Origin of the sequence: Romboutsia sp. (assembly GCF_035470145.1) — a bacterium.
Classification (GTDB): Bacteria; Bacillota; Clostridia; order Peptostreptococcales; family Peptostreptococcaceae; genus Romboutsia_D.
In genome coordinates this window covers 1-12,813 of sequence record NZ_DATIRC010000309.1, presented here as the reverse complement: position 1 = coordinate 12,813, position 12,813 = coordinate 1, and the positions used below count along the sequence as shown (strand labels likewise).

Sequence of the window (12,813 nt, the reverse complement as noted above, 5' to 3'; positions counted from 1 at the left end):
ATGTGTATGTATATGAAGATTTAATAAAAGATGATAATACTAATATAGATGATGAAGAAAGTCTTATGCTAAGAGGTATTATAGATGCATACTTTGAAGAGGATGGAAAGATAGTTATAGTTGATTATAAAACAGATTTTGTAAATGAAGAGAATAAAGATGATGTTGTAAATAGATACAGAAAGCAGTTAGATTTATATAAAAATGTGTTAGAAGAACTTACTGGAAAAGAAGTAAAAGAAAAATATGTATATCTATTTGGAATAGATGAAGATATTTTAATATAATTATTGCTAGTTTAAGTTGCATATAATAAAGCTAATCCACACCTATAGGGTGTGGATTTTTGTTAATCATATACCTCTAGTACGTTTTGTATATATCGTGCAGATTTTAATTAATTTGTTTCTGATAATACCTTACAAGTAATTTCAAATAAGAATAGATGATACAAAGGAAATTATAATGTGAATAATTTGGGGAAATATATTATAAATAAGATAAGATAAATAATTTATATATAAAGATTAGAGATAAAATTATAATTGATTTAAGTATTTTTATAGCTTAAAATTAATATTTAGGAACTACATAAATACAAGCATAAGGGGATGGTAGATATAAAACTAGAAAAAGATAGCATTATATTTAAATTATTTTTAATACTATTTGGATTGTCAGCTTCTGTATCTATGATAATAGGTATATGGTTTATAAAGGATACCAATAAAATTATAGAAAATGAGATGTATAAAGCTAGTAATCAAACTTTAAGTCAGTTAGGTAATAATATTTCAATATTATTATCAAATGTAGAAGATGTAGGAAAAAGAATTTCTATAGATAATAAACTTGTAGACAGATTATCTATACCAAATGATAAATTATCAAGGTATAAATCAGAAAATAAAGATATAGATTCCTATGTAGAAGATTTATTAACAGATGAAGTATGGAAGTACGGAAAGTTTGATATGAAGCCAGAATTATATGTTATAGGTGAAAATGGATTAGTTTATGATACATATTCTAAAACTAAGTATGATATTAAATATATAAAACAAAACCCTTGGTATGATAAAATAGTTAAAGCAAATGGAGAAACTGTACTAATTAATACATATAAGAATGAAAATGCGATAGGTCCATATAAATGTATATTTAAGATGGGGAGATCAATAAAGGATTTGATTACAGGAAAACCTTTAGGAATTTTAATAATAGATATAAGTGAAATTATGCTATATGATATATACTCAGAAATATTGACTGATGAAAGTAATATCTATATAGTTGATTCAAAAGGTAAAATAATATCTACTAAAGACAAAAGGATTATAGGAACTAGCTATAATACTAATGTAGATGAATCTACCTTAATAAGGGATAAGGAAAATCACATAATAATACGAGATAAAATTAAATATATGCAAGTAGTATCTAACCTTGACGAATATGGGTGGAGTATAGTGGAAGAAATCCCTATAAATATTATAAAACAACCTGCAGATAAAATAACTAAAAATACCGTATTAGCGTTAATAATGGTAACTATAATATCTTTAATAATTTCATATAGACTATCAGTATGGATAACAAAGCCTATATTTAATATTAAAAATAAGATGAATGAAGTAATGGATGGCAATTTAAAGCTAAAAATTGCAGAAGAAAGATATGATGAAATAGGACAATTAGAAAAATCTTTTAATGGAATGGTTAGATGGCTAGATTCTTCAATAGAAGAAATAAAGCAAAAAGAAAAACAAAAAAGGGTAGCAGAATTAAGTTTTCTACAAGCTCAGATAAATCCTCATTTTTTATATAATACCTTAAGTGGAGTAAGATTTTTAGTATCAATGAATAAAACTGAACAAGCTGAGGAAATGCTTTATAGATTCACAAAATTATTAAGAAGTCTATTACCACAAGCTAGTGAAATGATTAGATTAGAAGAAGAGATAGAAAATATCAAAAACTATGTAGAGTTACAAAAAATGAGATATCCAGAATGTTTTGATGTTAGTTACGATATCGATCCAATGATAAATGATTTTAATGTCCCATCTTTTATTTTGCAACCAATTGTAGAAAATGCTATTTTATATAGTATGGAAAAAGAAAACAATATAGGTGTTATAAGTATAACAGGATATGAAAATGAAGATGGAATAAGAATAATAATAGAAGATAACGGAATAGGAATGTCTCAAAATAAATTAAAAACTGCATTAAATAAAGAAGAAGTTATAAATAGAGTTGGACTTATAAATGTTCATGAGAGAGTACAACTAAATTATGGACAAAATTATGGATTAAAAGTAGATAGTATACAAGGTGAAGGAACTAAGATCACATTTATACTACCAAAGTAGGAGGAAGTTAATATGTTAAATATATTAGTAGTAGAAGATGAAGCACCGATAAGAGATTGGATAGTATATACAATTTCAAACATTTCTAAAAATTTTAATGTATTAGCCAGTGCATCAAATGGTAAAGAAGCTTATGAATTAGCAGTTAAATTAAAACCACAGGTTATCATAAGTGATATACAAATGCCTATAATGGATGGAATAGAACTTACAAAAGAAATAAAAAAAATAATGCCAAATGTTTTAGTTATATTACTGACAAATTATGCAGAGTTTTCATATGCTAAGCAAGCTATAAGTTGTGGGGTATATGAATATCTTGTAAAGTCAGATATAAGACAAAAAGAACTAAATGAGCTTCTTAGTAATATTTATCAAAATATACAAAATAATAATAGTGCTATAAGCGAAAATCAAAAACATATTGAGGAGAAAGAAAGTAAATATTCAAAATCAATAAGAAAAGCTATGGAATATATAGAGTTAAACTATAAAAAACATATATCATTGAGTAGTATATCTAAATATGTATATTTATCTCCTGAGTATTTTTCAAGATTATTCAAAGAAGAAGTAGGAGAAAATTTTAGTACGTATCTTACTATATATAGGATTAAGAAAGCTGAATATCTTATTAAAAATACCGATATGAAAATATCTCAAATATCTAATGAAGTAGGTTATACTAATTCTGGTTATTTTTCAAAAACATACAAGAAATATAAGGGAGTATCTCCAGATGAAGATAGATATTAAATTTATATCAATATTGTCTAATTAAGTCAATATTTTGCACATAATGTAGTTTTTTTACTATAAATACATCAATATTGTTATAGTAATTATCAAGATAATCCATAGAAAGAAAACGTTTTATTAAATATAATATTAGTAAGGCAGGAGATAGTAATTAACAGTTAGCTGCTTTACTATGAATTAACATAGGAGGGCAAATAATGTTAATAGATACAAAAAAAATAAAGATGTTTATTTTAATATCTTTGGTGTTGTTTACAATAACTGCCTGTTCATTTAAGAATAGCGAAAGTCAATCGGCTACTTTGCTTGATGATAAAAATGAAGAAATTAAAAAGATAGCAATTATTTTTAATGAGGCTGGATTAGGAGATAAATCTTTCAATGATTTATGCTATGATGGCATGTTAAGTGCACAAGGTAAATTAGGAATCGAATTTGATTATTCTCAATCTAAATCTAAAGATGATTATGAAACGTTATGTAGAGAATATGCAAAAACTAAAGAATATGATCTTATTATATCTGTAGGATTAGAGCAAGAAAAAGCTATAAAGAAAATTTCTAAAGAGTTTCCAAATCAAAAATTTACATTGATGGATTCTAAGTTAGATTTGCCTAATGTAAGTTCAATATTCACAAATTGGCCAGAGCAAACTTTTTTAAATGGAGTTATAGCGGGGCTAGCTATTTCAAACGATAGAGATAGAGCAAAAGGTGAAGAAGTTGTAGGTGTTATAATTGGAAAAGACCTTAGCCATCTTAAAGAAGGAGCTGTTGGATTTGAAGCAGGAGTTAGATATGTAAATCCTGATATTAAGGTAATTGTGGCTTCAGTTGATGATTTTTCAGATCCTGCTAAAGCAAAAGAAATTGCACTTTTAATGTATAACAAAGGAGCAAGTTATATTCAGCATATCGCAGGAGAATCAGGACTTGGAGTGTTTGCTGCAGCCAAAGAAGCTGGTAAATATGCATTTGGAATTGATGATAATCAAAATTTTTTTGAACCGGACTATATAGTAGCAACAGCTATAAGATACGTAAATGAAATAATATATAATGAAATAGAAAAAATTGTAAATGATACTTGGTCGCCAGGAACACATAAATTTGGACTAGAGGAAAACTTTATAGGGTATACTCGAGAGGGTTCTAATGTAAAGATAGAAGATAATATAATTCAATCTGTTGAGAAAATAAAACAGGATATAATAAATAAGAAAATTACTATACCTTCAACTTATGAAGAGTTAGAAGTGTGGATTAAATCAAATAAATATAAAAATTAACATATGAAGGAGATTAGTATGAGACTATATGACATAATATCTAAAAAAAGAGATAAAAAAGAATTATCTAAAGAAGAAATAGAATTTTTTATAGAAAAATATACTAAAGAAGAAATACCTGATTATCAGGCATCTGCATTATTAATGGCAATATATTTAAATGGTTTCACTAAAGAAGAAACAGCAAATCTTACTATGGCTATGGTAAACTCAGGGGATGTTGTAGATCTTAGTATGATAGATGGAATAAAGCTTGATAAGCATAGTACTGGAGGGGTAGGAGATAAAACTTCTCTTATATTAGTACCTATGGTTGCTGCAGCTGGTGGAAAAGTTGCAAAATTATCAGGTAGAGGACTAGGTCACACTGGTGGGACATTAGATAAATTAGAAGCTATACCAGGTTTTGACATATCAGTAGAAGAAGATAAATTTATAGATATGGTAAAAAATGCAGGATTAGTTATAGCAGGTCAAACACAAAATCTTGTACCAGCAGATAAAAAAACATATGCATTAAGAGATGTAACTGCAACAGTAGATAGCATACCTTTAATAGCTGCAAGTATAATGAGTAAAAAGATAGCATCAGGTGCAGATGCGATATTATTAGATGTAAAATATGGCGAAGGTGCATTCATGAAAAATGCAGAAGATGCAGAAAAATTAGCAACTGCTATGGTAGACATAGGAAAAAGCTTAAATAGAAACACATCTGCTGCAATAACTTTAAATGGAGAGCCGTTAGGATATGCAATAGGTAATGCTCTTGAATTAAAAGAAGTTATAGAAATATTAAAAGGTGAAGGACCTGAAGATTTAAGAGAATTATGTTTAGAGCTAGGATCTCAAATGCTTATGCTTGGAAATATAGAGCCGAATGTTAAAAAAGGAAGAGAAAAATTAGAAGAAATATTACAAAATGGAACTGCTTTAGCTAAGTTAAGAGAAATGGCAGTACTTCAAGGTGGAGATCCAAGTGTTATAGATAATCCAGAACTATTTGAAATATCACCATTAACTCATGAAGTTAAAGCAACTAAAGAAGGATATGTATATGGATTAAATGCAGAAAAAGTAGGTATATCATCATTACTTACAGGAGCTGGAAGACATACAAAAGCTGATAGTTTAGATTATGGAGCAGGAATAATACTTAAAAAGAAAATGGGTGACTATGTAAAAGTAGGAGATGTATTAGCAACTCTATACTCAAGTGATGAGTCTAAGTTTGAAAAGGCTGAAGAAGAATTACAAAGCGCATACAATATACAAAATGAAAAGCCTCAAAAGAGCTCTATAATACACAAAATAATATAAAATTTACTTCGCTCATGTCGTCAACGATCTACAAATCAGGTCCGTTGATCAAATTTAGCGATTAAGATATAAAATTAAAATACATGAAATATAGGAGATAAATTATGGATAATAAAACAATTTTAAAAACAGTAGATCACACTTTATTAAAGCAAACATCAACATGGGAAGATATAAAGATAATATGTGAGGATGCAATGAAATATGAAGTAGCATCTGTTTGTATACCACCATCATTTGTAAAGCAAGCAAAAGAATTTGTTGGTGAAAATATGCAAGTTTGTACTGTAATAGGATTCCCAAATGGATACAATACTACAGCTGTAAAAGTATTTGAAACTAAAGATGCTATAGAAAATGGTGCAGATGAAATAGATATGGTAATAAACTTAGGTATGTTAAAAGATGGTAAGTTTGATGAAATAACTGAAGAAATAAAAGCTATAAAAGAAGCTTGTAAAGATAAAATATTAAAAGTTATAATAGAAACTTGTTTATTAACTGAAGAAGAAAAAGTTGCAATGTGTAAGAGTGTAACAGATGCAAAAGCTGACTTTATAAAAACTTCTACAGGATTCAGTACAGGTGGAGCTACTGCAGAGGATATAGTGTTATTTAAAGAAAATATAGGAAAAGATGTTTTAATAAAAGCAGCAGGTGGAATAAAAGACCTTGATACAGCTAAAGACTTTATAAATAAAGGTTCAGTAAGACTTGGTACTAGCTCAATAATAAAAATGATAAATAATGAAGAAGTAACAGGATATTAATATGAAAAAATTTAACAGAGTATTTTTAATTGTATTAGACTCTGTAGGAATTGGAGCTTTAGAGGATGCAAATGAGTATGGTGATGTAGGTGCTAATACTCTTTGCAACTTAGCTCAAAAGGTAGGAGGGCTTAGCCTTCCTAACCTACAAAAAATGGGTCTAGGAAATATAGCAGATATCAAGGGTGTAGAGCCTGTAAAAAATCAAATTGCTTATAGTACGAAATGTGGAGAATTATCAAAAGGAAAAGACACTATAACTGGACACTGGGAAATGGCAGGTATACTTATAAAAGAACCTTTTAAAGTATTTACAGAAACAGGATTTCCAAAAGAACTTATAGATGAGCTGGAAAAGAAGAGTGGTCATAAATTTATAGGAAATATATCAGCATCAGGAACTGAAATTATAAATAATCTTGGTGAAGAACATATAGAAACTAAGAGTTTAATTCTTTATACATCAGCAGATAGTGTTCTTCAAATTGCGGCAAATGAAGATGTGATACCATTAGATGAATTGTATAGAGTGTGTGAAATAGCGAGGAAAATTACGCTAAAGGAAGAGTATAAAGTTGGTAGAATAATAGCAAGACCATTTGTAGGAAGTAATAAAGAAAACTTTAAACGTACTTCAAATAGAAAAGATTATGCATTAAAACCACCAACTAAAACAGTATTAGATACTCTTTGTGATAAAAACTTAGATGTCGTAGGAATAGGTAAAATAGGTGATATATATTCTTACCAAGGAATTACTCAAAGTATAAAAAGCAAAAGTAATGAAGTTGGTATGATGGAAACTATATCTATAGCAAAAGATGGTTTATATAACGGTTTAGTATTTTTGAACCTAGTAGATTTTGATGCTTTATATGGACATAGAAGAGATGTTAATGGATACAAAGAAGCTTTAGAAAACTTTGATTATCAATTAGGAAATCTTATAAGTGAACTTAAAGAAGATGATCTTTTAATTATAACAGCAGATCATGGTAATGATCCAACATTTAAAGGAACTGATCATACTAGAGAATATGTGCCAGTAATAGTTTACAACAATACTTTAGAAGAACCTAGAGAATTACCTATATTAAAAACTATGGCAGATATAGGAATTACTGTATTAGATAATTTTAATGAAAAAAATGAAATTTATAATTTTGAAATCGGGAAATCGTTCTTAAAAAACATAAAATAAAAAACATGAGGTGGAGAACATGAATAATTTATTTGATAAAATACAAGAAAGTGCAAGTTATATAAAATCTAAAACAGAGATTATACCTACTATAGGACTTATATTAGGATCAGGACTAGGAGTTTTAGCTGAAGAAATAGAAAATCCAGTTGAAATAAGTTATGATGAAATACCTAATTTCCCAGTATCAACAGTTGAAGGACATAAGGGACAATTAGTTATAGGACAATTACAAGGAAAGAATGTAGTTGCTATGCAAGGAAGATTCCATTACTATGAAGGGTACTCAATGCAAGAAACAACTTTTCCAGTAAGAGTAATGAAAGCATTAGGAGTAGAAACTATATTCGTAACGAATGCAGCTGGTGGAGCTAATAAATCTTTCAAACCTGGAGATTTAATGATAATAACAGATCATATAAACTTTGGTGGATACAATCCTTTAATAGGTGGAAATGACAACAGATTAGGAGTTAGATTCCCAGATATGTCTAAAGCATATGCTCCTGAATATATAGAAGTTACTAGAAAATGTGCGAAAGATTTAGATATTAATATAAAAGAAGGTATCTATATGTTCTTTACAGGACCTACGTATGAGACTCCTGCAGAAATTAGGATGGCTCAATTTATGGGAGCAGATGCAGTAGGAATGTCTACAGCACCAGAGGTAATTGTTGCATCTCATAGTGGTCTTAAGGTTATAGGTATATCGTGTATAACTAACATGGCTGCAGGTATATTAGATCAACCTTTAAACCATGAAGAAGTTATAGAAACTACACAAAAAGTAAAACAACAGTTCTTAAGCTTAGTAAAGAGAATAGTTAGTGAAATATAATACCGTATAGGTATGAAAATAGCAGTTAAATAATTTATCAATCTAAAAGTAGAGGGTGAGAATATGTCAATAGTATTAAATATATTAGGAATACTAGTCTTATTAGGAACATTATACTTATTATCATCTAACAAAAAAGATGTTAATAAAAAAATGATACTAAAAGCATTTGTAATTCAGTTTGTAGTAGCATTTTTATTAGTAAAGTTCCCGTTAGGTAGAATGGCTTTACAAAAAGTATCGGATGGTGTAACTAATATTTTAAGTTATGGAGCACAAGGATTAACATTTATATTTGGTTCATTAGAAAATGCAGGAGCTCCAACAGGATTTATATTTGGGATACAAGTTCTAGGTAATATAATATTTATATCATCATTAGTAGCTGCATTATATTATCTTGGTGTTCTAGGGGCAGTAGTTAAAGTAGTAGGTGGAATAATAGGAAAAACTCTTGGAACTAGCAATGTAGAAAGTTTTGTTGCTGTTGCTAACGTATTTTTAGGTCAAACAGAGTCTCCTATACTTGTATCTAAGTACTTAGGACGTATGACTGAAAGTGAAATAATGTTAGTTTTAATATCAGGTATGGGTAGTATGTCTGCAACTGTACTTATGGGATATACAGCAATGGGTATACCTATGGAAAATCTTTTAATAGCTGGAGCATTAGTTCCATTAGGAAGTATAATAGTATCAAAACTTATACTTCCAGAAAGTATAAAAGAAGTTGCTAGTGTAGAAAATACTTCTTTAGCATCTGCTGAATGTGCCGTAGCAGTTGAGGCTATAGAAGAAGTAAGTATGGATAATAAAGGTGATAATGCAAACCTTATATCTGCAATATCTCAAGGAGCTAATGATGGTCTTCAAATGGCTTTAGGTATAGGTGCATCACTAATTGCTATAATATCTTTAGTTGCATTAGTTAATGGTATATTAGGAGTAGTTGGGATATCTTTAGAACAAATTTTATCATATGTATTTGCACCTATAGGATTCTTAATGGGTCTAGCAAAGGAAGATGTATTTACTGCAGGTCAATTACTTGGAAGTAAGTTAATATTAAATGAGTTTGTTGCTTTCGGTCAATTAGGTCAAATATTAAATACTTTAGATTATAGAACAGGATTAATGATGTCAATATCTCTAGCTGGATTTGCAAATATAGCTAGTATGGGTATATGTATATCAGGTATATCAGTATTCTGTCCAGAAAAAAGAAATGTGTTAGCAAAACTAGCATTCAAAGGAATGATAGGTGGATTCTGTGTAAGTTTATTAAGTGCTTTAATAGTAGGATTAATAATTGCTATATAGTTAAATATAGTTAAAAATATATTATAAAAAACTCCCTTTTGATATAAACTTCAAATAGGGAGTTTTTTTATTTAATGCACAATACTAGCTAATAAACTATAATAAAATTATATAAACCCATGGGGGTGGTCAGAAGATGCGTCTACATCAATAAACCCCTGATTAATTAAGAAATTTATTAAATCAGGGGGATTTTATGAAAAAGAATTTATATTTAATGTATATAATAGCCTTTTTGCAAGGGCTTGTATTTTATGCACCGGTAAGCTTATTATTTAGAATACAAAGAGGGCTTTCAGTAAGTGAGTTTTTCTTCTTAGAGTTTTTATTACTATCAATTGTAGTATTAACAGAAGTGCCGTGGGGGTATTTTGCGGATAGGTATGGATATAAAAAAACATTAATAATATCATATTCAATGTTTTTCTTAGGAAGATTAAGTCTATTATTTTGTAATAGCTTTATAGGTTTTTTAGGTCAAACGATATTAACAGCTATTGGGGTATCAGGAATATCAGGATGTGATATAGCATTTTTATATAAATCATGTAGCAAAGGTGAAAGTGAAAAAGTATTTGGCAGATATAGTTCAGCTAGTAGCTTTGCATTTTTCATATCATCAATATCATCTTATTTTATAATATCAAAATCAATGGAATTTGCAGTATTATTAACTGTAATTTCATATGGTTTAAGTGTTATTATGATATGTTTTACAAAAGATATAGATAATGAAAAGTCAAATCATAAAAAAGATGTGAATATTAAAGAATGTTTTAAAGATTTAAAATCTGTTAGATATATATTTATATTTATAATATCCATAGCAATAATCTCAGAAATAGCGTATGGTATAAGTATAAATTTAGGTCAGTTGCATTTTAAAGGTATTGGAATAGAAATTAAGTTCTTAGGATATATAAGTGCATTTTCACAACTTTTAGGAATGCTATCTTGTAAAACTCATGTATTAAGCAAGAGATTTGGGCAGTATAAAACTTTAAAAATTATGATTATAAGTATGTTAGTATGTACAGGGATATTGATATTTGCTAATAATATAATTATAAGTATCATAGCTATATGTGGATTAAGTGGGCTTATATCTATGATATCACCTATAGTTTTAGATATTAAGAATAAGTCTATAAGTAAAAATAGAGCAACTATGTTATCTGTTTACTCTATGGTTGGTAGTATAGTTAGTGCTTTTATCAATATAGCTGTAGGGTTATGTGCAGATATATATTTAAAATATGCATTTATGACTTGTTTTATAATAATGAGTATAGGTGTGTATGGAGTCTATTTATATATAAGTAAAGATAAAGTATCAGGTAGTTTAAATAGCTAATTTATAAATAGAATAGATGATATAGATAAAATATAAGGATATAATCACCATGATTTTTATTAATGTGATTATATCCTTTCTTAAATTTTAAATAATTTTATATTCTACTTAATAAAATTTCATTATTTTTAAACTTAATATTATACTCAGAAAATATAATAAGAATTTGATGCAATCCAACACTAGAAATTATGCCCATAGCACTAAAAAAAGAAACCTTTCCAATCTCAGAAACCACAGGAGCAAATCCAAAAGAACCTAAAAATGCAGAACCATCATAAGATTTTTCAAGTGTATATTTACATCTATTCCTATCCGAAATTCCTATAACTACATTATGTAGAGGGTGTAAAGTTTTAACTATTTTTTTATCACTAACAATTATTTTGCTTTCTTTATTTTTAAGAGCGACTTCTAAATCAGCTCTTGTACTTGCTTTATACATATAATCAACTCCCTTTCAACTGAACAAATATTTATAATCCATTAGTATATAGAAAATATTATATCATAAATTATATTATGTATTGCTAAAATTATATATATGTGTTATTATAATACTTAGGCAACAAAGTGAAACAAAATAATGACGCGGGGTGGAGCAGTTGGCAGCTCGTTGGGCTCATAACCCAAAGGTCGTAGGTTCGAGTCCTACCTCCGCAACCAATAAAGTATAATCAAACTCTTATATCTTTTGATATAAGAGTTTTTTATATATTAAGGAAATATCAGAATAAATATACTTATTTTGAGCAATATCATAGATAGTATATAAAATAAAAATATAGTAAACTAAAATAGTATATATTTTAGACGGAGGGAAAAATGGCTATAAAGAAAAATGTAAATGATAAATTTAACTACAACAATATAAAAAAACTAAGTAAAAACTTTATGTATAAAGACTTAAGAAGAAGTAATTGCTACAATTGTGATTTCTCAGGCTCAAATTTTAACTACACAAGTTTTAGAGGAGCACAGTTTAAATCATGTAATTTTTACGATTGTACATTTGAATCTGCAGAGTTTGTTGCTACTAATTTAAAAAAGAGTAAGTTTAAAAAAGCTAAGTTTGAAAATGCAATATTTGACTCTGCTAATGTAGAGGGTGTAGATTTTAAAGGAGCAGAATTTAAAAATGTTATATTTGTATGCACAGATATAAGTAAAGCTATAAACTTAAATTTATCTGACGATGTTAAGGTATTTGATGAAATGCCAGAGTTAGAAGTTAGTGAAGAACTAGAAAATGCTGCAAAAGCTGCAATGAACAATAGTTATATAAAAACTGCAAGGGTATTAGATACAAAAGATGGTTCTGTGAGTCCTATAAGTATGATGATATTATTAGAAAATTTTGATGAGCAAACTTTAATAAAAGGTTTAGGTATTATTGAGGAAAACTTAGATAAAGATTTTTGTACATTAAGCTATATAATTAAATCTTTACAAAAGTATCAATCAGAAGGAATTCTTTAAAATTATAATTTATAAAACCGTGTAAAGATGTATTTCTTAACACGGTTTTTGTTGTATAATCAAATACGTAAATATAATTAGGGGATGATAAATTTGAATAATTAT

12 protein-coding genes and 1 tRNA gene are annotated in these 12,813 nt (G+C 27.9%); 12 read left to right on the top strand and 1 reads right to left on the bottom strand.

The genetic code is table 11. The annotated features are described in order from the left end of the window. The 10 genes from VLM92_RS12520 to VLM92_RS12475 form a co-directional block, all read left to right on the top strand. A partial coding sequence (locus tag VLM92_RS12520; protein WP_325276671.1) for a PD-(D/E)XK nuclease family protein occupies positions 1-287 on the top strand: 287 nt, incomplete at its 5' end. A 324-nt stretch (positions 288-611) separates the two neighbouring features. After that, positions 612-2,375 carry a sensor histidine kinase gene (locus VLM92_RS12515; protein WP_325276670.1) on the top strand — a complete coding sequence of 588 codons (1,764 nt, stop codon included), beginning with the start codon at positions 612-614 and terminating at the stop codon, positions 2,373-2,375. Between the two features lie 12 nt (positions 2,376-2,387). Continuing rightward, complete coding sequence (locus VLM92_RS12510) at positions 2,388-3,131, top strand: response regulator transcription factor (protein WP_325276669.1); 744 nt, start codon at positions 2,388-2,390, stop codon at positions 3,129-3,131. Between the two features lie 200 nt (positions 3,132-3,331). Continuing rightward, on the top strand, positions 3,332-4,423 hold the full coding sequence (locus VLM92_RS12505; RefSeq protein ID WP_325276668.1) for a BMP family ABC transporter substrate-binding protein: 1,092 nt from the start codon (positions 3,332-3,334) through the stop codon (positions 4,421-4,423). Positions 4,424-4,441: 18 nt separating this feature from the next. Further along, a complete protein-coding gene (locus tag VLM92_RS12500; RefSeq protein ID WP_325276667.1) occupies positions 4,442-5,743 on the top strand; it encodes a pyrimidine-nucleoside phosphorylase in 1,302 nt (433 codons plus the stop codon). A gap of 104 nt (positions 5,744-5,847) precedes the next feature. Then, positions 5,848-6,513, top strand: coding sequence for a deoxyribose-phosphate aldolase (gene deoC / locus VLM92_RS12495; RefSeq protein ID WP_325276666.1), 666 nt, complete (start codon positions 5,848-5,850; stop codon positions 6,511-6,513). Between the two features lies 1 nt (position 6,514). Further along, positions 6,515-7,714 (top strand): phosphopentomutase, encoded by a 1,200-nt coding sequence (locus VLM92_RS12490; RefSeq protein ID WP_325276665.1) that lies wholly within the window; start codon positions 6,515-6,517, stop codon positions 7,712-7,714. Between the two features lie 19 nt (positions 7,715-7,733). Next, positions 7,734-8,555: a purine-nucleoside phosphorylase gene (locus VLM92_RS12485; protein WP_325276664.1), complete on the top strand. Its 822-nt coding sequence runs from the start codon at positions 7,734-7,736 to the stop codon at positions 8,553-8,555. Positions 8,556-8,618: 63 nt separating this feature from the next. Continuing rightward, positions 8,619-9,875 carry a NupC/NupG family nucleoside CNT transporter gene (locus tag VLM92_RS12480; RefSeq protein WP_325276663.1) on the top strand — a complete coding sequence of 419 codons (1,257 nt, stop codon included), beginning with the start codon at positions 8,619-8,621 and terminating at the stop codon, positions 9,873-9,875. A 196-nt stretch (positions 9,876-10,071) separates the two neighbouring features. After that, positions 10,072-11,229, top strand: coding sequence for an MFS transporter (locus VLM92_RS12475; RefSeq protein ID WP_325276662.1), 1,158 nt, complete (start codon positions 10,072-10,074; stop codon positions 11,227-11,229). Between the two features lie 97 nt (positions 11,230-11,326). Here VLM92_RS12475 and VLM92_RS12470 read toward each other — a convergent pair whose 3' ends face one another. Continuing rightward, positions 11,327-11,674 (bottom strand): hypothetical protein, encoded by a 348-nt coding sequence (locus tag VLM92_RS12470; protein ID WP_325276661.1) that lies wholly within the window; start codon positions 11,672-11,674, stop codon positions 11,327-11,329. Between the two features lie 145 nt (positions 11,675-11,819). Here VLM92_RS12470 and VLM92_RS12465 point away from each other — a divergent pair. After that, positions 11,820-11,895: transfer RNA gene (locus VLM92_RS12465), tRNA-Met, on the top strand. A gap of 159 nt (positions 11,896-12,054) precedes the next feature. Further along, positions 12,055-12,708 carry a pentapeptide repeat-containing protein gene (locus tag VLM92_RS12460; RefSeq protein ID WP_325276660.1) on the top strand — a complete coding sequence of 218 codons (654 nt, stop codon included), beginning with the start codon at positions 12,055-12,057 and terminating at the stop codon, positions 12,706-12,708. Positions 12,709-12,813 lie beyond the last annotated feature (105 nt).

What these genes read in the sequence shown, in the direction of transcription:
- VLM92_RS12500 (WP_325276667.1), top strand. Translation starts at nt 4,442, where the DNA reads ATGAGACTATATGACATAATATCTAAAAAAAGAGATAAAAAAGAATTA.
- VLM92_RS12485 (WP_325276664.1), top strand. Translation starts at nt 7,734, where the DNA reads ATGAATAATTTATTTGATAAAATACAAGAAAGTGCAAGTTATATAAAA.
- VLM92_RS12515 (WP_325276670.1), top strand. Translation starts at nt 612, where the DNA reads ATGGTAGATATAAAACTAGAAAAAGATAGCATTATATTTAAATTATTT.
- VLM92_RS12510 (WP_325276669.1), top strand. Translation starts at nt 2,388, where the DNA reads ATGTTAAATATATTAGTAGTAGAAGATGAAGCACCGATAAGAGATTGG.
- VLM92_RS12505 (WP_325276668.1), top strand. Translation starts at nt 3,332, where the DNA reads ATGTTAATAGATACAAAAAAAATAAAGATGTTTATTTTAATATCTTTG.
- deoC (WP_325276666.1), top strand. Translation starts at nt 5,848, where the DNA reads ATGGATAATAAAACAATTTTAAAAACAGTAGATCACACTTTATTAAAG.
- VLM92_RS12490 (WP_325276665.1), top strand. Translation starts at nt 6,515, where the DNA reads ATGAAAAAATTTAACAGAGTATTTTTAATTGTATTAGACTCTGTAGGA.
- VLM92_RS12475 (WP_325276662.1), top strand. Translation starts at nt 10,072, where the DNA reads ATGAAAAAGAATTTATATTTAATGTATATAATAGCCTTTTTGCAAGGG.
- VLM92_RS12480 (WP_325276663.1), top strand. Translation starts at nt 8,619, where the DNA reads ATGTCAATAGTATTAAATATATTAGGAATACTAGTCTTATTAGGAACA.
- VLM92_RS12460 (WP_325276660.1), top strand. Translation starts at nt 12,055, where the DNA reads ATGGCTATAAAGAAAAATGTAAATGATAAATTTAACTACAACAATATA.
- VLM92_RS12470 (WP_325276661.1), bottom strand. Translation starts at nt 11,674, where the DNA reads ATGTATAAAGCAAGTACAAGAGCTGATTTAGAAGTCGCTCTTAAAAAT.